Consider the following 22,141-nt stretch of genomic DNA (forward strand, 5'->3'; position numbering starts at 1 on the left):
GGGATGATTTTTATGTCAGGGCCACAGGGCCCGGCCCAGCAGCGGATCGCGCCAGACGGGTTCGACGCCCAGATCCGCGTATCCCGGCTCGAAGAATCCGAGATGAGGCACGGCGACCAGCCGCGCCCCCTGGCGCAGGGCCGGAATCGCGGCCCGCAGTGCCGGCTTCGGCCAGGGATGGGCGACGACGCGCGGGGGCGGTTGGGCGCCGAGCGCGCCGAGAGTGACGCCGTCGCCCGGCCTGCCGCGCAGGCGGAAGCGCGCATCCCAGACCGCGCCGTCCGCAGCCGCGACCGGCGCGGCACAGGCGGCGGGCTCGCGCACCAGCCAGACCGCACCCGCGGAACGCACGGCGCGCACACCGCCGAGCGTCGCACCCGCGGCCGCCCTGGCGGCAAATGTCGCCAGGGCGTTCGTGCCGGGTGCGAACGCCCCCGCCCCCACCCAGCGCACCAGTGCCGACAGCGCGGCCGGGCTGAGCCGGGCCGGGGCGACACGCAGGGCCACCGCACCATAGGCCGTCGGCGCGCAGCAGGCGGCGAGTTCATCGGCGAGCGCCGCCTCGCCGCGCATCCTGGCCGATCCGGCCGCAGCGGCACGCGCCAGCAGCGCGGCGATGGCGTCGGGATCGTCGCGCAGCCCGGCACGCAGGCGGGCGCGGGTGTGACGGTGATCGGCGTTGGACGGATCCTCCACCCAGCCGAGTCCCGCCGCGCGCAGCACCTCGCGCAGCCCCTGCGGCGGGCAGCCGAGCAGCGGGCGCACCAGGCGAAGGTCGCGCTGCTCGGCGATCGTCGCCATTGCCGCGAGACCGCGCTCCCGGCTGCCGGCCCGTTCACGCATCGCCACCGTCTCGGCCTGGTCCAGCCGGTGATGGGCGAGCAGCAGGTCGATCGCGCCGGCCTCGCGACACGCTGCAAACAGCGCCGTGTAGCGGGCCGCGCGGGCACGGGCGGCGATCGCCGGACCCGGGCCGAGATTGTCGAGCCGCAGGATGCGGGACTCGACGCCGATCGCGGCCAGGCGCCGCGCGGTCAGCGCCGCCTCGTCGGCCGATTCCGGGCGCAGGCGATGATCGACGATCAGCCCGAGCAGGCGATCGGGCCGCCCTTGCGCGGTCCCGGCCTGCCAGCGCTGTGTCAGCCACGCCAGCGCGAGGCTGTCGGCGCCGCCCGAGACCGCGAGGGCGACGGGGCCGCCGGCCCAAGGACCGAGCCCGGCCATCCGCCCGGCGAACCAGGCGGCGTCGGGCGGTGCAGCGTCAGTGGCAGGCGCTGCGGGCACGCAGGGCGCTCGCCGCCCCCTTGACCTTGGCCGAGGCGGCGGGGAATTCGCTCCTGAGCTTGCCGAGCGCCTCGCAGGCCGAGTTGTGGTCGCCGAGCGCGGTCATCGCATAACCGACCCCGAGCAGCGCGTCCGGCGCGCGCGGGCCGCGCGGCGCGCGCTGGTAGGCGTCGTAATAGGCGAGTGCCGCCTGCTGGTACTGACGCTCGCCGGTCAGCGCCTGGCCGAGCAGGAACTGTGCGGAAACCGAACTGCCGGCCGCGCGGGCGGATTGCTCGGCGGCGGCGTAGTCGTGACGCGCGAGGGCGGCGTTGCCATCGCGCAGGGCCTGTTCCGGGGTCGCCGCGCGCGGCGCAGGCGGGGCGGCCGGCGTCTTCACCGCCGGCCCGGCGACGGCCGGCGCGACCGCGGCACCGGCAGCAGCGCCGGCCGCGGCTGCGTTGCCCCCGCCCTGCTGAAGCTGAAAGCCCAGATCGCTGACCTGCTTCGACAGGGTGGCGGTCTGCGTCTGCACCTGGTTGGTCAGATCATCGACGCGACCACGCAGCTCACGCACCTGATCCTCGAGCCGGGAGACGCGGTCGAGCAGCTGCGCGGTCAGCCCACCCGTCGCGGCACCGCCGGCATCCGGAGCGCCCTGCGGCACCGGCGCGGGCAGGCCGCCACCGGAACCGCCCTGGGTCTGCTGGAGCTGCTGCACTTCCTGCCGCAGTTCGAGAATCTGGTTCTGCAGGGCGATCGCGTCACGCGAGTCCATCTGCGCGCGGGCGGCGGGAGCGGCGAGCAGGCAGGTCGCGGCCAGTGCCGGCAGCGGCAGCAGGCGCAGGAAATCGAAACGGACGGTCACGTCGGGCTCCGCAGCAGACAGATCGGATGCGCCAGAGACAGGGTAAGCCGGCGCCTCCTGTCAAGGCAGAGTCGCAAAAAGGGCGGAGCCTCGCGGCCCCGCCCCTCGTCTTCGTTCGCAGAAGCGAAACCCCGGTCTCAGCGGACCGAGGTGATCGCGTTGCGGTTCTGCGACCACGCCTCTTCGGTATCGCCCGGATCGGTCGGACGATCCTTGCCGTAGCTGATGGTGCTCAGACGGTCGGCGCTGACACCCTTGGCGACCAGATAGTCGCGCGCGGCGTTGGCGCGGCGGTTGCCGAGCGCGAGGTTGTATTCCTCGGTGCCGCGATCGTCGCAGTTGCCGGCGATCTGCACGGCAACCTGCGGGTAGCGCGCCAGCCAGTCGGCCTGGCGGTCCAGCGTCGACTGCGCGTCGGACGACAGGCTGTTCTGGTTGAACGCGAAATAGACGCGATCGCCGACATTGGCGACCAGGTCCTGCTCGCTGCCCGGAACCGGGCCGGCGGTGCCGGTCGTGGCCGCACCCGTGCCGCCTGCGGCGCCGGTGTTGGCAGTGTTGTCGGACGAACAGGCGGCGAGCAGGGCGGCGAGGCCGAGAACGCCGAGGACCTTCAGGCGCATGAGTGCGATTCCTCGAATGGACGAAGTTGAAACGAGCGTCCCGTCAGCGCCGGGCGCAGCGCAATAGTCCCATTGCCCCGGAAGATGATTCCGGTAGCGATTCGGACACGAAACGCGCAATGCGCCCACCGGTTGCCCCGGTCAAGACGACCCGGGCCGGCTAATCGTTATTTAATCCTACCCCGCGAGCGGCGACCATGCCGGACCCGACGCACCGCCCGGGGTCGACATCCGCCGCTGGTTGAACCCGGCGATGTCGATCTGCGACAGCCACGACGAGAACCCGCCCCCGCCCGACCCCGCCGCCGACTGCTCGCAATAGGCGATGACGCGCCCGTTGGGGCAGAAGCTCGCCCCCTCGACGGTGAAGCCGGAGGTCAGCGTACGCTCGCCGCTGCCATCGGGATTCATCACCCCCAGCGCGAAACCGCCGCCGCCGATGCGCGAGAACGCGATCAGGTCCCCCCGCGGCGACCACACCGGCGATTCGTACTGACCCTTGCCATAGGAGATGCGCTTCGCACCGCCGCCACCCGCCCCCATCACATAGAGCTGCGGGCTGCCGTCGCGATCCGAGCAGAACACGATCTGCGACCCATCGGGGCTGTAGCAGGGCGAGACATCGATCGCGCCGGAATTGGTGAGCTGCGTGCGCCCGCCGCCCAGGGACACGCGCCAGATGTCGGACCCGCCACCGCGCGTGACCGCCATCAGCACCGAACCGCCATCGGGGCTGAAGCGCGGCGAGAACGACATGCCCGGGAACTCGCCCAGCACCCGCTGCCGGCCGCTGCCGAGGTCATAGAGATAGACGCGCGGGCGGTTGTTGGCGAAGCTCATGAAGGCGATCTGGTCGGCATGCGGCGCGAAGCGCGGCGACAGCACCAGCCACTCGCCGCCGGTCAGCACGCGGTTGTTCGCACTGTCCTGGTCCATGATCGCCAGCCGCGTCACCGGGCTGCTGCGCGACCCGCTGCGCGCCACATAGCAGATGCGGGTATCGAAATAGCCGCTCTCGCCCAGCATGCGCGAATAGATCACGTCGGCGATCATGTGCGCGATGCGTCGCCAGTTCGCGCCACTGGTGGTGAACGCCGTGCCCTGGAGCTGCTGGCCCGCATTGACGTCCCACAGCCGGAACTCGACCCGCGCGTTCGACCCGCCGCCCTGCGCCGAGCCGGTGACCAGCGCACGCGCGCCCATCGCCTTGTAGGTGGCGAAATCGGGCATGCCCGAGCCACCACCGGCGGAAGCCGCGGCACCCAGCGGACGGAACAGCCCGCAACCGGCGAGATCGTTGTTGATCACCGAGGTGATCTGATCGCCCAGACCCGGACCGAAGGACGGGATCGCGATCGGAATCGGCTCCTGACGCGCACCGGCCACCGAAATCTCCGCCGCCCCCGGCGCATTCGGGTTCGCCCCCTGGGCCGAGGCGCGCGGTGCCAGCAGCGGCACCGCGGCGATGCCACCGAACACGCCGCCGGCCAGTGCGATGGCCTGGCGACGGGCCAGACCGCGCCGGTCGGCAGCCAGATCGGCCAGGCCTTGGGCGGTATCGTCATCAAGCAGGTGCGACATGACTTTCCTCGATCCTTGCTTTCCCGGCACTCACGGCCGGAACACGAATTTGAGCTGCTGGGTACGGCCCAGCAGGTTCGGCGGCATCGGCAGATGCGCGCATTGCGGGCTCAATACCGCCGCACGCGCCCGCTCGGCCAACGCCCGATAGCCGGGATCGGACGCCATCCGCGCCGCGTCCCCCGGCGAGAACGACACCATCCGCGCCTCCCCCGACGCATCCACCGTGACCGTCAGATGCGCCGAAAATTGGGCATAATCGCGCGCCTCGGTGTCTTCGGTGTAGCAACGCTTCACCGAATTGCCGATCGCCGCCTGCTGCCCCTGGGTGAGCTGGCCCGTCACGTTGGCGAGCGAGCCGCGCGCCTGGTCGGGATTGGCCTGCGCGCTCGGCGCATGGGTCTGCTTCTGGTCGGCGCGGAACTTCTCCAGCGTCGCCATCAGCGAATGCGAATCCACCGCCGTGTTCTTCGTCGGGTTCGGCTGCGTGATGTGACTCGCGACCGGCGGGCTCGGCAGCGCGGGCAGCGGATTGGGCGTCGGCGGCGCGATCGTCTTTGCCGGCGAGGGCGGCGAGGGCGTCGGCGGCGTCTGCACCGCCTCCGGCGACGGCGTGTCCTGCTTCGGCGGCGTGGGCAGCGGCTCGATCTTGGCCGGCGTCACCTCGGGCGGCGGCGGCTGCGGGGTCGGCGGCGGCGGTGGCGGCGGCGGTTCCTCGATCGGCTTGAGCTCGGGCGGGGTGGGCGAGGGCTGCGCCTCATGCGGTACCGGATCGGCGACCGGCGCCACCTTGGAGACCGGCTTCGCCTCCGATTTCTCCGGCGTGGTCGCCGCCGACCCGCCGGTGAACTCCATCTCCACCGAAGGCGGCTCCTCGGGCTCCGGCGCCTTCGGCACCGGCAGCACGATCAGCAGCGACAGCAGCACAAGCAGATGCGCGCCCGCCGAATACAGCAGGCCACGTCGCAGAACCCTGTCGTCATCGCGGAGGCGACGCACCGGTCGCCTACTTCGTCGGCGCGCTGGTCGGCTGTTGCGCCAGCAGGGCCACGCGGGTGAAGCCACCCTGGGTAATGCGGCCCATCACCTCCATCACCTTGCCGTAGTCGATATGCTGGTCGCCACGCACGAAGATGCGATGCGTCGGATCGTTCTGGCTCATCGCCTGGAGCTTGGCCACCAGCTCGTCGAGGCTGACCACCTGATCGCCGATATAGGTCGAGCCATCGGCCTTGATCGACACGGTGATCGGCTTGTTGTCGGAATTGACCGGGGTGGCGTCGGTCTTCGGCAGATCGACATTCACCCCCGTGGTCATCATCGGCGCGGTGACCATGAACACGATCAGCAGCACCAGCATCACGTCGACCAGCGGGGTGACGTTGATGTCGGCCATCGGCCGGTAGCGCGACCGCGCGCCCAGCGGGCCGCGACCGCCGCCGCCCGAGGAAGGTCCGAGCCCGCCGGCCACCGTTCAGCTCCGCTCTTCGGACTGGCGCGACAGGATCGCACCGAACTCGGTGCCGAACGTCTCCAGCCGGGTCGCGAAACGCGTCATCTTGGCATTGATGGTGTTGTAGGCGATCACCGCCGGGATGGCGGCGATCAGGCCGATCGCGGTCGCGAACAGCGATTCCGCAATACCGGGGGCCACCACCGCGAGGTTGGTGTTGTGCATCTTCGCAATCGCCGAGAAGCTGGACATGATGCCCCAGACGGTGCCGAACAGGCCGATGAACGGTGCGTTGGCGCCGACGGTGGCGAGAAACACCATCCACCGCTCCAGCCGCTCCATCTCGCGGGCGATGGTGATGCCCATCGCCCGATCCACCCGGTCGCGCACCGAGCCGCGCGCCAGGTCGGGCGAGACCCGCGCGCTGCGCCGCCACTCGCCCATCGCCGCACCGAACACCGCCGCCATCGGATGCGAGGTGCGCACGCCTTCCTGCTCGTAGAGGTCGTCGAGACTGCCGCCCGACCAGAACCGCTCCTCGAACGCATCCGCCTGGGCATTCACCCGGCGCAGCAGCATCAGCTTCTGGTAGACGATCGCATAGACCCACACGCTGGCGACGATCAGCCCGACCATCACCAGCTTGACGACGATCGACGCCTGCAGGAACAGCCCCCACAGCGAGAGGTCGCCGCCCGAGGCCGCAGCGCCCATGTTCACCGCATCCACAGCCCGATCCAAGGCCATACTCCCACCAACAGGCGTCCGATTCGGACGAAAACCGCGCTTCGTTTAGCCGCCTTTCAAGCGGAATTGAAGAAGCACGGCACAGAAGATTGTTCGCATTACGTTTTCGTGAGGTCCAACGGCCTCATTCGCCGCTGCGCATCCCCTCCAGCACCTCGCGCCAGCGTTGCGGAATGCGCGTCGGCGAGCCGTTGGGGCGCACGCAGGCCAGCGTCACCTCCAGCCGCGCCACCGCCACGCCGTCGCGTTCGAGGATCTGGTTCAGCTTGACGGTCGCCCCACCGAGGGCCGTCACCCCGCTGACCACGGTGATCAGATCGTCCAGCACCACCGGCTTGAGGCAGTCGAGCGAGACATGGCGCACCACGAAGCCGCAGCCATGCAGCCGCACCATCTCGGCGACACTCGCCCCCTCCGTGCGCAGCGCCTCGGTGCGCCCGCGCTCCGCATAGGCAAGATACTGGGCGTAATACATCACGCCGAGCGCATCGGTATCCTCGTAATAGACGCGATAGGTGGCGCGGTGATGTCTGGGCAAGGCTGAAATGTCCCTCTTCAGGCGTCGCTGTCGGACAGCAGATCGAGCGGCAGTTGCGAGGCCGAACGCGGCGGCACCAGCCCGAGATGCCGCCAGCCGAGCTCGCCCAGCACGCGGCCGCGCGAGGTGCGCAGCACCAGCCCTTCCTGGATCAGATAGGGCTCGATCACGTCCTCGATCGTGTCACGCGCCTCGGCCAGGGCCGCCGCCAGCGTCTCCACCCCCACCGGGCCGCCATGATGATGCTCGGCGATCCGCCGCAGATACCGCCGGTCCATCGCATCGAGCCCCAGCGCGTCCACCTCCAGCCGGGTGAGGGCCGCATCCGCCAGCGCACGATCCACCACCTGCCCGGCCGCCGTCACCGCGGCGAAATCGCGCACCCGCCGCAGCAGCCGTCCCGCGATGCGCGGCGTGCCGCGCGAGCGCCGCGCGATCTCCTCCGCCCCTTCCGACGACAGCGCGAACCGCAGCTTCTCCGCCCCGCGCGCCACGATCAGCCGCAGTTCCTCGGCGGTGTAGAACACCAGCCGCAGCGGAATGCCGAACCGGTCGCGCAGCGGCGTCGTCAGCAGCCCCGAGCGCGTCGTCGCCGCCACCAGAGTGAACGGCGACAGATCGATGCGCACGGATCGCGCCGCCGGCCCCTCGCCGATGATCAGGTCGAGCTGGAAATCCTCCATCGCCGGATACAGCACCTCCTCGATCGCCGGCTGCAGCCGGTGGATCTCGTCGATGAACAGCACGTCGCGCGGCTGCAGATTGGTCAGGATCGCCGCCAGATCCCCCGCCCGCTGGATCACCGGCCCCGACGTCGCCCGAAACCCCACCCCGAGCTCGCGCGCCACGATCTGTGCCAGCGTGGTCTTGCCCAGGCCCGGCGGCCCATGCAGCAGCACATGATCCAGCGCATCGCCACGGCCGCGCGCCGCCCGGATGAAGATGTCGAGATTCTCCCGGCTCGCCTTCTGCCCGACGAACTCGTCGAGCACCTGCGGCCGCAGGCTCGCCTCGGCCGCATCCTCCGCCTGGCGCGCCGCGCCGATCGTTCGCCCGGCATCACCGCTCATCGGGCAAGTTCCTTGAGACTGTCACGGATGATGCGGTCGAGCCCCGCCCCCTCGCCGAGGCGCTCCATCACCCGCCCCACCACCGGCTGCGCCTCGATGCGCCGGAACCCCAGACCCGCCAGGGCGAGCAGCGCATCCGTCTCCAGCCCCGCCCCCGCACCGACCACCCCGGCCGGCACCGACGCCCCGCCCGACGGCATCGCCCCGGCCTTGTCGCGCAGTTCGCTCAGGATTCGCTCCGCCAGCCGCGCCCCCACCCCCGGCGCGCGGGTGATCGACGCCCGGTCGCCGGCCGCGATCGCCGCGATCAGGTCGCGCGGCGACAGCGCCGACAGGATCGCCAGCGCCACCTTCGCCCCCACCCCCTGCACCGTGGTCAGCAGCCGGAACCAGTCGCGCTCCGCACTCTCGGCAAATCCGTACAGCGTGATCGACTCCTCGCGCACCAGCGTCTCGACCAGCAGCCGCGCCACCTCCGGCGCGCGCGGCAGGGCCGCCAGGGTGCGGGTCGACGCCATCACCAGATAGCCGACGCCGTTCACATCGACGACGCAGGACGCCGCATCGGTCTGCACCACCAGCCCGGTCAGCAGCGCGATCATGCCATGCGTGTCCCGGTGGCGACCTTCAGCGCGGAGGTGCGGTGATGGGCGTGGCAGATGGCGACCGCGAGCGCATCCGATGCGTCCGCGCGACGGATCACCGCGCCGGGCAGCAGCCGCCGCACCATCATCTCCACCTGCTCCTTGGTCGCCGCCCCGGTGCCGACCACCGCGCGTTTAACCGCCATCGCACCGTATTCTGAGACCGGAATGTCGTGCAGCGCCGGTGCCAGCAACGCGACCCCGCGCGCATAGCCGAGCTTCAGCGTCGACGACCCGTTGCGGTTGACATAGGTCTCCTCGACCGCCGCCTCCTCCGGCGCATAGGTCGAGAACAGCCCCACCAGCGCATCGTGCAGCACCCGCAGCCGGTCCGGCACCGGCAGTTCGCCATCCGTGGCGATCACCCCGTCCGCGACATGGCGCAGCCGGTTGCCGATCGCGTCGATCACCCCCCAGCCGGTGAAACGCAGGCCCGGATCGAGTCCGAGCAGCCGCGTCACGCCGACAGCTTCTCGGCGACCGCATCCGGCAGGTCGAAATTCGCCCACACGTTCTGCACGTCGTCATTCTCGTCGAGCACATCGACGAGCTTGAGCACCGAGACCGCCTTCTCCTCGTCGAGCGTGACCGACAGGTTCGGCCGCCACTCGAACGCCGAGCGCGCCGGCGCCCCGAACCGCGCCTCCAGCGCATCGCGCACCCCGAACAGCGCCTCCACCGTGCAGGTGATCTCGTGCCCCTCGGCATCACTGGTGACGTTGTCCGCCCCCGCCTCGATCGCCGCCTCCAGCATGTCGTCCTCGCTCGCCGCCCCGGCCGGATAGACCACCACCCCGATGCGGTCGAACATGAACGACACCGAATTGGTCTCGCCGAGATTGCCGCCATGCTTGGAGAACGCCGCCCGCACGTCCGACGCCGTGCGGTTGCGGTTGTCGGTCAGCGCCTCGACGATCACCGCCACACCCGCCGGACCGTAGCCCTCGTAGCGCACCTCGACGTAATCCTCGCCGCCCCCCGCGCCGCTCGCCTTCTTGATCGCCCGATCGACCGTGTCCTTGGGCATGTTGACCTCACGCGCCGCCACGATCGCGGCCCGCAGGCGCGGATTGGCGGCCGGGTCGGGCAGGCCGGAGCGCGCCGCCACCGTGATCTCGCGGATCACCTTGGCGAACTGACGCGCACGGCGGGCGTCCTGCGCGCCCTTGCGGTGCATGATGTTCTTGAATTGCGAATGGCCGGCCATTTTTCCCCTGTCCTTCTTTTTCTGAAGAAAAAGAAGCAAAAAGACGTCTATCCGTTTCTGGACGGTCAGGAGGTGCTGGCACCGTCCCGAACCACCCCGAAAAAATCCAGAAGTTCTTTGGTTCTTTCTTTCAGGAAAGAACCAAAACTTCGTTAAGCCAGCCGCCCGTGGCAGTGCTTGTATTTCTGCCCCGACCCGCACGGACACGCGGCATTGCGCGACAGCGCGGTCCAGGTCGCCGGATCATTGGCATCGAACGCGGGCTCCGCGACAGCCAGATGCGCCTGCGCATACGCCGCCCCCGCCTCGCTCGCCACCGCATCGACGAAGGCCGGTGCAGGCACCACCTCCACCTCACCCGCGGCAAAACCCAGCGGCGCGGCAGCGGGCGGCTCCACGGCAGGCGAGATCTCGACGCGCGACAGCATCGCCATCACCCGCTCATGCATCTCGCCGAGCATATGCGTGAACAGCGAATACGCCTCGCTCTTGTACTCGTTGAGCGGGTCCTTCTGACCATAGGCGCGCAGACCGATGCCCTGGCGGAGCTGGTCGAGCAGCAGCAGATGCTCCTTCCACACCCCGTCCAGCGAGGTCATCAGCACCTGCTTTTCGATGAAGCGCATCATCTGCGGACCGAGATTGGCCGCCTTGGCAGCGAGATTCTGCGCCGCCGCCTCGTCGATGCGCTCGCGCACCGTCTCCGCGTCCACCCCATCCTCGGCCGCCCACGCGGCAATCGGCAGATCGAGATTGAAGACGCGACGCACATCCTCGGCGAGTGCTGCACTCTCCCACTGCTCGGCGAACGCCCGCTCGGGAATGCGCGCGGTGACCAGCTTGGCCGCCTGCTCGTGACGGATCTCGGCCACCGTCTCGCTCAGATCGTCGGCGGCCATGAACTCGCGGCGCTGCGCATAGACCTCGCGCCGCTGGTCGTTCATCACGTCGTCGTATTTGAGCAGGTTCTTGCGGGTGTCGAAATTGCGCGCCTCGACCTTGCGCTGCGCGCGCTCGATGCCGCTGTTGAGCCAGCTGTGCACGATCGCCTCGCCCGGCTTGATGCCGAGCTTCTGGAACATCCCGGCCATCCGGTCGGAGCCGAAGATGCGCATCAGATCGTCTTCGAGCGACAGGAAGAAACGCGACGCCCCCGGATCACCCTGACGCCCCGACCGGCCGCGGAGCTGGTTGTCGATGCGGCGGCTCTCATGGCGCTCGGTGCCGATGACGAACAGCCCGCCCTTCTCCTTCACCTCGCCCTGCCATTGCGCGATCTGGGCGCGCATCGCCGCCTCGGCCGCCTCGCGCTCGGGGCCTTCCGGCAGATGACCAAGCTCCTGGCGCACCCGCATCTCGGCATTGCCGCCGAGCTTGATGTCGGTGCCGCGCCCGGCCATGTTGGTCGCGATGGTGATCGCCCCCGGCGCACCGGCCTGGGACACGATCCCCGCCTCCTGCTCGTGGAACCGCGCATTGAGCACCGAATGACGGATGCCGCGCGCGTTGAGCAGGTTCGACAGCGCTTCGGATTTCTCGATGCTGGTGGTGCCGACCAGGATCGGCTGACCGGTCGGCTGCACCTCGGCGATCAGGTCGGCCACCGCGTTGAACTTCTCGCCGGCGGTCATGTAGACCTCGTCGTCGCCATCCTTGCGCGCCACGGGCAGATTGGTCGGGATCTCGACCACGTCGAGCTTGTAGATCTCGTGGAACTCGTCGGCCTCGGTCATCGCCGTGCCGGTCATGCCCGACAGCTTCGGATACATGCGGAAGTAGTTCTGGAAGGTGATCGAGGCCAGCGTCTGGTTTTCCTGCTGGATCGTCACGTGCTCCTTGGCTTCCAGCGCCTGGTGCAGTCCTTCGGAATAGCGCCGCCCGTCCATCATCCGGCCGGTGAACTCGTCGATGATGATCACCTTGTCGTCACGCACGATGTAGTCGACATCGCGGGTGAACAGCGTATGCGCGCGCAGCGACTGCTGCACGTGATGCACCACCGCGACATTGGTCAGATCATACAGCCCGCCATCGGGCATCACGCCCGCCTCGACCAGCAGCTCCTCGACCCGCTCCGAGCCCGGCTCGGTCAGCGTGACGGTGCGGAACTTCTCGTCCTTGTCATACACCCCCTCCTCGCGCACCAGACGCGCGACCACCGCATCGACCGAGCGATACAGATCGGAACTGTCCTCGGCCGGACCCGAAATGATCAGCGGCGTGCGCGCCTCGTCGATCAGGATCGAATCCACCTCGTCGACGATGGCGTAGTTGAACGGCCGCTGGACCATGTCCTCCAGCCGATACTTCATGTTGTCGCGCAGATAGTCGAAGCCGAGTTCGTTGTTGGTGCCGTAGGTCACGTCCGCGGCATAGGCGCGACGGCGCTCGTCGTCCGACAGGTTCGGCACGATGATGCCGGTGCTCAGTCCCAGGAACCCGTACAGATGCCCCATCTCCTCGGCATCGCGCCGGGCGAGATAGTCGTTGACGGTCACGACATGCACGCCCTTTCCGGTCAGCGCATTGAGATAGACCGGCAGGGTCGCGACCAGCGTCTTGCCCTCGCCGGTGCGCATCTCGGCGATGCGTCCCGAATTGAGCACCATGCCGCCGATCAGCTGCACGTCGAAATGCCGCATCCCCATCACCCGGCGCGACGCCTCACGCACCACCGCGAACGCATCCGGCAGCAGCTCGTCGAGGCTCTCGCCGGCGGCCAGCCGCGCACGCAGTGCGGGGGTCTGCGCGGCCAGCTCGGCATCGTCCATCGCGGCGTAGCGGGGTTCGAGCGCGTTGATCTGCGGCACGCGCCGCTGATACGCCTTCAGCGAGCGGTCATTGGCAGAGCCGAACAGGGCGCGGGCGATCGATCCGAACATCAGGGCCTTCCGAGCAGGCGCGCTCCGCGCCCTCTCGCCCGGCAGGACTGGATCGGCCCCTCCAGCGGAAGGGAACGGGCCACGGAGGAACCGGGATCAAGGGTGGAACGCGCGCCGCTGTGAGATAGGACCCGCGCCCAGCGTGGTCAACAACCGCGAGCCCGACCCCTTGCCGAAGGGCCGGGTTTGACGCATGGATGCCGCCCGAACACCGCCTATCCCGCCTGTTTCCGGCTTGTATCACAAGGTCCATCGCTCCATGCGCCTGTCCCGCCCGGCTTCCGCCCTCGCGGCAACCGCCCTGCTCGCCACCGCGCTGACCCCCGCGGTCGGCCTCGCCGCGCCCAAGCCCGCCGAATCGGCCCCGGCCGCCGCGCCCTCGCCGCAGGACACCGCCAACAAGGTGCTGGCCACCGTCAACGGCGAGAAGATCACCGTCGCCGATGTCGAGCAGCTCGCCAACTCGTTGCCGCCGCAGCTCCGCCAGCAGGACCCCAGCCAGCTCCTGCCGAAGCTGATCGACGCGCTGGTGGTGCGCAAGTCGCTGCTCATCGCGGCCCAGAAGGACAAGCTCGGCAACGACCCCAAGGTGAAGGCCGAGATCGTCCGCGCCCAGCAGCAGGCCGCCGATTCCGTGCTCCAGGCCGCCTACATGACCAACGCGCTCAAGCCGATGGTCACCGACGCCGCCATCCAGCAGGCCTATGACCAGTTCAAGGCCAACTTCAAGGGCGAGCCCGAGGTCCATGCCCGCCACATCCTCGTCAAGACCGAGGCCGAGGCCAACGACATCATCAAGCAGCTCAAGGGCGGTGCGGATTTCGCCGCCCTGGCCAAGAAATACAGCACCGACAAGGGCAGCGCCGACACCGGCGGCGGCGATCTCGGCTGGTTCAAGAAGGGCGACATGCTGCCGGAGTTCTCCGACGCCGCCTTCGCGATGAAGAAGGGCGAGACCTCGTCCAAGCCCGTCAAGACCCAGTACGGCTACCACGTGATCCAGGTGCTCGACACCCGCACCGAGCCCGCGCCCACGCTGGACCAGGTCCGCGACCAGATCCGCGCCCAGCTCGAGCGCCAGGATGCCCAGCAGGTCGCCGACAAGACCGTCAGCCAGATGAAGGTCGTGCGCTACAACCTCGACGGCAGCGTCGTGCAGCCCGCCCCGGCGACCCCGCCCGCCGCCCCGGCCACCCCCGCGCCCGCCGGCAAGTAACATCGCGATGGCCGCGCTGGCGCGTTCCCCGCTCGCCGTCGACCTGCCGGAGCTGCCCCCGCTCGCGGGCGTCCGCTTCGCGTCGGGCGAGGCGGGGATCCGCTATCGCGGCCGCACCGATCTGGTCCTTGCCACCTTCGCCCCCGGCACCACGGTCGCAGGTGTGTTCACCTCCAACCGCTGCCCCGGCGCGCCGGTGGACTGGTGCCGGCGCATCCTCCCCGGCGGCACCGCCCGCGCGCTGGTGGTCAATGCCGGCAACGCCAACGTCTTCACCGGCCGTGCCGGCGTCGAGACCGTCGAACAGACCGCCTCTGCCGCCGCCACGCTGGCCGGCTGTGACCCGTCGGAGGTGTTCATCGCCTCGACCGGCGTGATCGGCGAGGTCCTGCCCGTCGAGAAGATCACCGCCGCCCTGCCCGCCCTCGCCGGACAGCTGTCCGAGACCGGCTGGGCCGACGCCGCCCGCGGCATCATGACCACCGACACCTTCCCCAAAGGTGCGGTCCGCACCGCCACGATCGGCGGCACCCCCGTGCGCATCCAGGGCATCGCCAAGGGCAGCGGCATGATCGCCCCCGACATGGCGACCATGCTGTGCTTCATCGCCACCGACGCCGCCCTGCCCGCCCCCGAGCTGCAGGCACTTCTCTCAGCCGGCGTGCGCGGCTCGTTCAACCGCACCACGGTCGATTCCGACACCTCCACCTCCGACACCGTGCTGCTGTTCGCGACCGGTGGCGCCGCCAACCCGGCCGGCGCCGATCTGGCCGATTTCCGCGCCGCCCTCGACGACCTGCTGCTCGATCTCGCCCTGCAGGTGGTCCGCGACGGCGAGGGGGCCCGCAAGCTGATCCGCATCGACGTGCACGGCGCCGAGACCGACGCCTCCGCCGGCCGCATCGCGATGGCGATCGCCAACTCGCCGCTGGTCAAGACCGCGATCGCCGGCGAGGACGCCAACTGGGGCCGCATCGTGATGGCGGTCGGCAAGTCCGGCGAGCCCGCCGACCGCGACCGCCTCTGCATCGCCGTCGGCGGCACCTGGATGGCCCGCGCCGGCACCGTCGTGCCCGGCTACGACGAAACCCCGGTGGTCGCCCACATGCAGGGCGGCGAGATCGACATCGCCGTCGACCTCGGCCTCGGCACAGGGCGCGCGACCGCCTGGACCTGCGATCTCACCCACGGCTACATCGACATCAACGGCTCCTACCGATCCTGAGCGCGCCCGTAGCGGCCAGTTCGGGCTCGACATGACCCGCGCCGACTGACTACGAACAGCTCTGTTCCACTGTCGATCCAAAGGGCGCGTCGCATGACTTGCAGTCTCAGGGGCGCGATGCTGTCGATCCCGGCGCTGACCGGGCTGGTCTCCGGGTCAGCCGGCGCGCAATCCGTGACCCATGCCCCTGATCCGGCGATACCCGCGATCGACATGGCCACCGACGACACCCTGCCGGTCGAGGAGCGCATCACCGTCGAGGGCCATGCCTTCAACGTCCTCAAGCAGCCGCTCGGCATCTCGCGCCTGCCCAACGACGTGCTGCACACCCCGCAGCAGATCAACGTCGTGCCGCAGGCGCTGATCCGGCAGCAGAACATCACCACCGTCGACCAGGCGCTGCGCGACGTCCCCGGCGTCACCGCGTCGATCGGCGAGGGTGCGAGCGGCATGGCGGGCGACCAGTTCCTCATCCGCGGCTTCACCGCACAGAACGACCTCTACGAGGACGGGCTGCGCGATTTCGGCGTCTACACCCGCGACTCCTTCGACCTCGAATCGGTCGACGTCATCAAGGGCCCCTCCTCGGAGGTGTTCGGCAATGGCACCACCGGTGGCGCGATCAACATGACCACCAAGTCCCCACGCCTGACCAACCATGCCGAGGCAGGCTTTACCGGCGGCTCCGCCAATTTCCATCGCGGCACGTTCGACTTCAACCAGCGCCTCGACGCGTCCACCGCGCTGCGCATCGAGGGCATGGGCACCGAGGCCGACACGGTCGGGCGGAACTTCATCTATTCGCACCGCTGGGGCATCGCCCCCTCGATCGCCTTCGGTCTCGGTCGCCGTTCGACACTGATCCTGCAATACGTGCACCAGTCCGAGAACTCGATCCCCGATTACGGCACGCCGCTGATCCTCGGGCCCGGCACACACGTCTACAGGCCGGTCACCGAATACGGCGTCGACCGCGCCAATTTCTACGGCATGGACATCGACCAGAACGCCACCAGCGACAACAAGCAGACGGCCCGCTTCTCCTACCGGCTGACGCCCCACATCACGCTCTACGACGACCTGCGCGGCGAAGCGTTCTTCCGCCAGTTCGCCGCCTCCAAGATCGTCTGCGACGCGACCTGCACGGCGAACTTCTTCGGCCCCCACCCCGAACGCGCGCTGGTCGCACGCTCGGGCGCCGATACCGGGGGTGCGGGCAACGGTGCGAGCGGCGGCTCGACCAAGCAGCCGCTGCCCTACGACCAGAGAAGCTGGTCGGTGCAGAACGTCGCCTCCCTGGTCGCCGAATTCTCGACCTTCCACCTCCACCATCAACTGATCAGCGGACTCGACATCAGCCGGGTCGGCAACGTGCTCGCCTCGTCGGTCTACCTCAAGGCGCGTCCGTTCGCGAACCTGCTCGCGCCCGACCCGCATGTCGGCGATCTCGGCCTCGTGCCCGGCCAGCAGGACATCCCCGGCCTGGTGAACTATTCGGGCATCGGTGCGAAGGACAACTACAACGGCTACGGCTTCGACACCGGCGCCTTTCTCTCCGACCAGATCGAGCTGACGCGCTGGCTCTCGCTCAAGGGCGGCCTGCGCTGGGACCGCTGGCAGACGAGCTACAACGCGCTCGGCGGCAATCTCCGCCTCTACCCCGACCTGCATTTCCACAACGTCACCAACGTCATCAACCCATCCGTCAGCCTGCTGGTCACGCCGGACGAGCACCAGACCTACTACTTCACCTGGGGAGCGGCGACGACGCCGGCCGGCATCTACGTCACCAACACGCTGTTTCCGATCCGACCGCCCGCCGGCGACATCTCCGCGCCGGAACATTCGCATCTCTACGAGATCGGCGCCAAGTACAGCCTCGCCCATGACCGCCTCGGCCTCACCGCCGCGCTGTTCCGGCTGGACAAGGACAACGCGGTGTCCACCGATCCCTCGACGGGGCTTGCGACCAGCACCGGCGACGAACAGCGCAACCAGGGTCTCGAACTTTCAGCAACCGGCCTGATCCTGCCGCACTGGAACATCAGCGCCACCTATGCGCTCTACGATGACGAGACCACCGCCTCGCTGACGGCGTCGAATGTCGGCCGCCGCATCCCCTATGTCGCCCACAACCAGGCGACCCTATGGTCGGTCTACGAGGCCTTCGCCGACCGGCCGTGGAACCTCGCCTTCGGCGGCGGTGTGATCTGGCGCCAGCATGTCTGGCTCGACGCCGCCAATACCGCACGCGTCCCCGCCACGCTGGATTTCAGCGGCACCGTCTCGCACCATTTCGGCGCACACTGGAAGATTGCGCTCAACGGCTACAATCTCGGCAACCGTCTGAACTATTCCAGCCTGTTCACCAACCGTGCGACGCCCGCACCCGGGCGCACCTTCCTCGGCCAGATCAACTACAGCTATTGAGGGCGCGCGCTACAGCTCGCACCACTGCCGCATCAGGTTGTGATACACCTTGACCAGGCTGAGCACGGCCGCGTCGTCGTCTGGCAGCCGGCGACGCAGGTCGATGATCGCCTGGTCGAGGTCGAACAGCATCTCGCGCGCACCCGCGTCGCGCACCATCGACTGGGTCCAGAAGAACGACGCCCAGCGGCTGCCGCGACTGATCGGTGCGACACCATGCAGCACGGTGGTGTCGTAGACGATCATGTCGCCCGCCGGCAGCTTCACCGGCTGCACCCCGCGCGCCTCGTACATCAGCAGCTCGCCGCCGTCATACTCGGCTGGATCGGTCAGGAACAACGTCGACGACACGTCGGTGCGGACCCGCGCGCCACCTGACGGACCGATCGGCCGGATGGCGTTGTCGACATGCACGTCGAACCGCATCCCCACATCGTAACGGTTGAACAGCGGCGGCACCACGCGCAGCGGCAGCACCGCGGAATTGAACAGCGCGTTGCGCCCCAGCGCACGCAGCACCACCTCACCAAGGGCCCGATGTGCCGGATGATCGAGCGGCACCTGAAGATTGTGCTTCGCCTTCGCCGACTGCTTCCCGGCCGTCGCCTTGCCGTCCCCCCAGTCGGCCGCCGCCAGCCCTTCGCGGATATCGATGAGTTCCTCCGGGCTCAGCACGCCCCGAACATGCAGCAACATGCGCGTCCGCCTCCTCCGCCGGCCCTTGTCATCCGCGCCAGGACGACGAATATCGGCACCGTGCAGATCCGCATGGGAACCGTCATGACCGACATCATCGTCATCTACCATTCAGGCTATGGCCACACAAAGGTCGTCGCGGAACACGTCGCCCGCGGCGCAGGTGCCACACTCATCGCCATCAGCCCCGAAGGCGACATCACCGAGGCCGACTGGGCAGCCCTCGACAAGGCGGATGCGATCGTGTTCGGCTCGCCGACCTACATGGGCAACGTGAGCTGGCAGTTCAAGAAGTTCGCCGATGCCACCTCGAAGAAATGGTTCACCCAGGCCTGGAAGGACAAGGTGTTCGCAGGCTTCACCAACTCCGCCAGCCCCAGCGGCGACAAGCAGGTCAGCCTGATCGCCCTGCAGACGCTGGCCTCCCAGCACGGCGGCATCTGGGTCAGTCTCGGCCTGCTGCCGAACAACAAGAAGGCCGCGACCCCGGCCGACCCCAACAATCTCGGCGGCTCGGTGGGGCTTCTCGCCCGCTCGCCCGCCGATGCCAGCGTCGAGGAAATCCACACCGGCGATCTCGAGACGGCCGAACTCTACGGCGCGCGCATCGCCGCCATCACCGCCCGGCTCAAGGCCTGACCGAATCTCTGTAACATTGCGTAACCTCCGCTCGCGGCAACCGCGCCGCCGGCGGAGCGTAACCTGTCCGATCGGCCCCGTGGCCGCGGCTGGTTCAGGATGACGCGATGCCGAGACAGCGTGTGTGGAGACGCATGCTTCGTCTGTCGCCGCTGATCGCACTATGCCCGCTTCTGGGCGGCTGCCTGCCGGCAGGCGGCAGCCTGCTCGATCCCGCCGGACCCGTCGCCCTGCAGCAGCGCGCCTGGCTGATCGAGATCACGCTGTGGATGATGATCGTCATCCTGCCGGTCTTCATCCTCGTCCCCCTGGTCGCCTGGCGCTACCGCCGCCGCCGCCGCGCCGATTACGCGCCGGGCTGGACCTTCTCCTGGCCGCTCGAGTTCATCGTCTGGGGCGTCCCCTGCCTGGTCGTCGCCGGCATGGCGTGGCTGATCCTCGCACGCGAGCAGCCGCTGGGCCCTGCCCGCCCGCTGCCGGGCGACGCCCCGCCGCTGCAGGTCGAGGTGGTGGCGCTGGACTGGAAATGGCTGTTCATCTACCCGCAATCCGGCCTCGCGACGGTGGACCGGCTGGTCATCCCGCGCGGCCGGCAGGTGGCGCTGCACCTGACCTCCGACGCCACCATGCAGTCCTTCTTCATCCCCGCGCTGGGCAGCCAGATCTACGCGATGGCCGGCATGGTCACCTCGCTGCACCTGCGCGCCGACCGCCCCGGCACGCTGTCGGGAATGAACACCCAGTTCAACGGCATGAAGTTCCAGGACGACCGCTTCGAGGTCGACGTGCTCGATCCCGACGCCTGGCAGGCCTGGCAGGCCGCACACGCCGGCGCCCCCGCCCTCGATGCGCACGCCTACCGGGTGCTGACCAACCCCGGCGACCTGAAACAGACCCTGCACGATTTCGGTCAACCGCCCGACGCCCGGCTGGCCTTCACCGCGCCGAACGGACTGTTCGCCAGCATCGTCGCCCATTCCGCCCAGATGCCCGGAGAGATGAAATGAGCCTGTGGCACGCGCTCTTCGGCAAGCTCGGCTACGACGCGCTGCCATTCTACAGCGCCATCGCAACCGGGGCGGCGTCGATGGTGGTGATCGGCGCGCTGGTCACCGTGGCGGGGCTGACCTGGTTCGGCGCCTGGGGGACGCTGTGGCGTGAGTGGCTGACCTCGGTCGATCACAAGCGCATCGGGATCATGTATGTCGTGATCGCGCTGGTGATGCTCAGCCGCGCGCTGATCGAAGGCTGCCTGATGCGCGCGCAGCAGGCCGTCGCCTACGACCAGAAGGGGTTCCTCACCCCCGACCATTTCTCGCAGCTCTTCTCCACCCACGGCACGATCATGATCTTCTTCATGGCGATGCCGTTCCTGATCGGCGTGATCAATTTCGTCATGCCGCTGCAGATCGGCGCGCGCGACGTGTCGTTTCCGGTGCTCAATTCCGTCAGCCTCGCACTCACCGCCGCCGGTGCCGCGCTGCTGATGGTGTCGCTGTGCCTGGGCAAGTTCTCCACCGGCGGCTGGAGCGGCTATCCGCCCTATACCGAGATCGCCTACAGCCCCGGCGTGGGTGTCGATTACTGGATCTGGGCGCTCAGCCTGAGCTCGATCGGCACCACGATGACGGGGCTCAACTTCGCCGTCACCATCTACAAGAAACGCGCCCCCGGCCTGACCCTGATGCGCATGCCGCTGTTCGTCTGGGCCGCACTGTGCACCGCGATCCTGATGGTGTTCGCCATGCCGCCGCTGACGGTCGCCACCAGCCTGCTCGCGCTGGACCGCTATGCGGGCGCGCATTTCTTCACCAATGGCGGCGGCGGCAACATGATGAACTACGTCAACCTGTTCTGGCTGTTCGGCCACCCCGAGGTCTACATCCTGATTCTGCCGGCGTTCGGCGTGTTCTCCGAGGTGTTCTCGACCTTCTCGGCCAAGGCGCTGTACGGCTACACCTCGCTGGTGATCGCGGTGATGGCGATCGCGGTGCTGTCCTTCACCGTCTGGCTGCACCATTTCTTCACCATGGGCCAGGGTGCGGACGTCAACTCCGCCTTCGGCATCGCCACCATGCTGATCGGCATCCCGACCGGGGTGAAGATCTACGACTGGATCGCGACGATGTATCGCGGCCGCGTGCGCTTCTCCGTGCCGCTGCTCTACGCGCTCGCCTTTTTGATCCTGTTCGCCGTCGGCGGCCTGTCCGGCATCCTGCTCGCCAATCCCGGTGTCGACTACCAGGTCCACAACACGGTGTTCCTGGTGGCGCATTTCCACAACGTCATCATCCCCGGCGTGCTGTTCGGCATGCTCGCCGCCTATCACTACTGGTTTCCCAAGGCCTTCGGTTTCCGGCTCGACGAGCGCTGGGGGCGCATCTCGTGCGCGCTGTGGACGGCGGGTTTCCTGCTCGCCTTCATGCCGCTCTACGTGCTCGGCGCCATGGGCCTGCCGCGCCGCACCGTCAGCTACACCGAAGCCGCCTACCACCCCTGGACGCTGATCGCCGCCGGCGGCGCAGCCCTGCTGTTCGCCGCCCTCGCCAGCCTCATCATCCAGCTCGTCGTCAGCATCCGCCACCGCGCGGCCCTCGCCGTCCCCGCCGGCGACCCGTGGGACGGACGCAATCTCGAATGGTCGGTCGCCGCCCCACCGCCCGAGTACAATTTCGCCACCCTCCCCCATGTCGACGGCATCGACGCCTTCGCCCGCCGCAAGTCCGCCCACGACGCCTACCCCGCACCGCCCGCCTACGAGGACATCGAGATCCCGCGCCCCAGCGCCCTCGGACCGGCGATCGGCATCGCCGGCGTGGCTGCCGGCTTCGGTCTGACCTGGCATATCTGGTGGATGGCCGGCCTCGGCCTGCTGCTCGCGATCGGCGCGGTGATCGCCCGCAGCTTCGTGCGCGAGACGATCGAGGTCATCGACGCCGCCACCGTGGCCGCCGAGGATCGCGCATGGCGCGCCCTGCTGGCGAGCGAACCGGCCGTCGATCGCGACGCGGAATGCGCGTCGGCCAATCGCGGCCTCGCCCTGCCGGAGGCGGTGTGAC

At 68.9% G+C, this 22,141-nt stretch carries 20 protein-coding genes; 6 read left to right on the forward strand and 14 right to left on the reverse strand.

Annotated features, from left to right (window positions below; translation table 11 throughout):
* Positions 1-15: 15 nt before the first annotated feature.
* The 13 genes from tilS to secA all read right to left on the reverse strand — a co-directional run bounded on the left by tilS (position 16) and on the right by secA (position 12,876).
* Positions 16-1,284, reverse strand: coding sequence for a tRNA lysidine(34) synthetase TilS (gene tilS, locus FHR90_RS07335; protein ID WP_183274986.1), 1,269 nt, complete (start codon positions 1,282-1,284; stop codon positions 16-18).
* Positions 1,262-2,131 carry a hypothetical protein gene (locus FHR90_RS07340; protein ID WP_183274987.1) on the reverse strand — a complete coding sequence of 290 codons (870 nt, stop codon included), beginning with the start codon at positions 2,129-2,131 and terminating at the stop codon, positions 1,262-1,264. The genes tilS and FHR90_RS07340 overlap by 23 nt, the downstream gene beginning before the upstream one ends.
* Before the next feature lie 137 nt (positions 2,132-2,268).
* Positions 2,269-2,754: a peptidoglycan-associated lipoprotein Pal gene (gene pal / locus FHR90_RS07345; protein WP_176625573.1), complete on the reverse strand. Its 486-nt coding sequence runs from the start codon at positions 2,752-2,754 to the stop codon at positions 2,269-2,271.
* 177 nt (positions 2,755-2,931) lie between these two features.
* A complete protein-coding gene (tolB, locus tag FHR90_RS07350; protein ID WP_176625571.1) occupies positions 2,932-4,335 on the reverse strand; it encodes a Tol-Pal system beta propeller repeat protein TolB in 1,404 nt (467 codons plus the stop codon).
* Positions 4,336-4,365: 30 nt separating this feature from the next.
* Positions 4,366-5,334 carry an energy transducer TonB gene (locus tag FHR90_RS07355; protein WP_183274988.1) on the reverse strand — a complete coding sequence of 323 codons (969 nt, stop codon included), beginning with the start codon at positions 5,332-5,334 and terminating at the stop codon, positions 4,366-4,368.
* A gap of 7 nt (positions 5,335-5,341) precedes the next feature.
* Positions 5,342-5,731, reverse strand: a complete 390-nt coding sequence (tolR, locus tag FHR90_RS07360; protein WP_176625937.1) for a protein TolR — start codon at positions 5,729-5,731, stop codon at positions 5,342-5,344.
* A gap of 78 nt (positions 5,732-5,809) precedes the next feature.
* On the reverse strand, positions 5,810-6,535 hold the full coding sequence (gene tolQ / locus FHR90_RS07365; protein WP_176625933.1) for a protein TolQ: 726 nt from the start codon (positions 6,533-6,535) through the stop codon (positions 5,810-5,812).
* 124 nt (positions 6,536-6,659) lie between these two features.
* Positions 6,660-7,073 carry a YbgC/FadM family acyl-CoA thioesterase gene (locus FHR90_RS07370; RefSeq protein WP_176625935.1) on the reverse strand — a complete coding sequence of 138 codons (414 nt, stop codon included), beginning with the start codon at positions 7,071-7,073 and terminating at the stop codon, positions 6,660-6,662.
* A 17-nt stretch (positions 7,074-7,090) separates the two neighbouring features.
* A complete protein-coding gene (gene ruvB / locus FHR90_RS07375; RefSeq protein WP_183274989.1) occupies positions 7,091-8,143 on the reverse strand; it encodes a Holliday junction branch migration DNA helicase RuvB in 1,053 nt (350 codons plus the stop codon).
* A complete protein-coding gene (gene ruvA / locus FHR90_RS07380; protein ID WP_183274990.1) occupies positions 8,140-8,745 on the reverse strand; it encodes a Holliday junction branch migration protein RuvA in 606 nt (201 codons plus the stop codon). Before ruvA ends, ruvB begins: the two co-directional genes overlap by 4 nt.
* Positions 8,742-9,248, reverse strand: a complete 507-nt coding sequence (ruvC, locus tag FHR90_RS07385) for a crossover junction endodeoxyribonuclease RuvC (RefSeq protein WP_176624589.1) — start codon at positions 9,246-9,248, stop codon at positions 8,742-8,744. Before ruvC ends, ruvA begins: the two co-directional genes overlap by 4 nt.
* A complete protein-coding gene (locus FHR90_RS07390; RefSeq protein WP_176624587.1) occupies positions 9,245-9,994 on the reverse strand; it encodes a YebC/PmpR family DNA-binding transcriptional regulator in 750 nt (249 codons plus the stop codon). The genes ruvC and FHR90_RS07390 overlap by 4 nt, the downstream gene beginning before the upstream one ends.
* Positions 9,995-10,146: 152 nt before the next feature.
* Positions 10,147-12,876, reverse strand: a complete 2,730-nt coding sequence (gene secA / locus FHR90_RS07395) for a preprotein translocase subunit SecA (protein ID WP_176624585.1) — start codon at positions 12,874-12,876, stop codon at positions 10,147-10,149.
* Positions 12,877-13,135: 259 nt separating this feature from the next.
* Between secA and FHR90_RS07400 the strand changes: the two genes are divergently transcribed.
* The 3 genes from FHR90_RS07400 (at position 13,136) to FHR90_RS07410 (ending at position 17,747) form a co-directional block, all read left to right on the forward strand.
* Complete coding sequence (locus FHR90_RS07400; RefSeq protein ID WP_183274991.1) at positions 13,136-14,092, forward strand: peptidylprolyl isomerase; 957 nt, start codon at positions 13,136-13,138, stop codon at positions 14,090-14,092.
* 7 nt (positions 14,093-14,099) lie between these two features.
* Positions 14,100-15,317 carry a bifunctional glutamate N-acetyltransferase/amino-acid acetyltransferase ArgJ gene (argJ, locus tag FHR90_RS07405; RefSeq protein WP_183274992.1) on the forward strand — a complete coding sequence of 406 codons (1,218 nt, stop codon included), beginning with the start codon at positions 14,100-14,102 and terminating at the stop codon, positions 15,315-15,317.
* Between the two features lie 93 nt (positions 15,318-15,410).
* Positions 15,411-17,747 carry a TonB-dependent receptor gene (locus FHR90_RS07410; RefSeq protein WP_176623207.1) on the forward strand — a complete coding sequence of 779 codons (2,337 nt, stop codon included), beginning with the start codon at positions 15,411-15,413 and terminating at the stop codon, positions 17,745-17,747.
* A gap of 9 nt (positions 17,748-17,756) precedes the next feature.
* Here FHR90_RS07410 and FHR90_RS07415 read toward each other — a convergent pair whose 3' ends face one another.
* Positions 17,757-18,443: a Fe2+-dependent dioxygenase gene (locus tag FHR90_RS07415; RefSeq protein WP_176623205.1), complete on the reverse strand. Its 687-nt coding sequence runs from the start codon at positions 18,441-18,443 to the stop codon at positions 17,757-17,759.
* 84 nt (positions 18,444-18,527) lie between these two features.
* Between FHR90_RS07415 and FHR90_RS07420 the strand changes: the two genes are divergently transcribed.
* From FHR90_RS07420 to FHR90_RS07430, 3 genes are all read left to right on the forward strand, one after another.
* Positions 18,528-19,082, forward strand: coding sequence for a flavodoxin family protein (locus FHR90_RS07420; RefSeq protein ID WP_176623203.1), 555 nt, complete (start codon positions 18,528-18,530; stop codon positions 19,080-19,082).
* Between the two features lie 134 nt (positions 19,083-19,216).
* Positions 19,217-20,089, forward strand: a complete 873-nt coding sequence (locus tag FHR90_RS07425; RefSeq protein WP_176623201.1) for a cytochrome ubiquinol oxidase subunit II family protein — start codon at positions 19,217-19,219, stop codon at positions 20,087-20,089.
* Complete coding sequence (locus FHR90_RS07430) at positions 20,086-22,140, forward strand: cbb3-type cytochrome c oxidase subunit I (protein ID WP_176623199.1); 2,055 nt, start codon at positions 20,086-20,088, stop codon at positions 22,138-22,140. The genes FHR90_RS07425 and FHR90_RS07430 overlap by 4 nt, the downstream gene beginning before the upstream one ends.
* Position 22,141: the final 1 nt, after the last annotated feature.

Origin of the sequence: Endobacter medicaginis (assembly GCF_014192375.1) — a bacterium.
Classification (GTDB): Bacteria; Pseudomonadota; Alphaproteobacteria; order Acetobacterales; family Acetobacteraceae; genus Endobacter; species Endobacter medicaginis.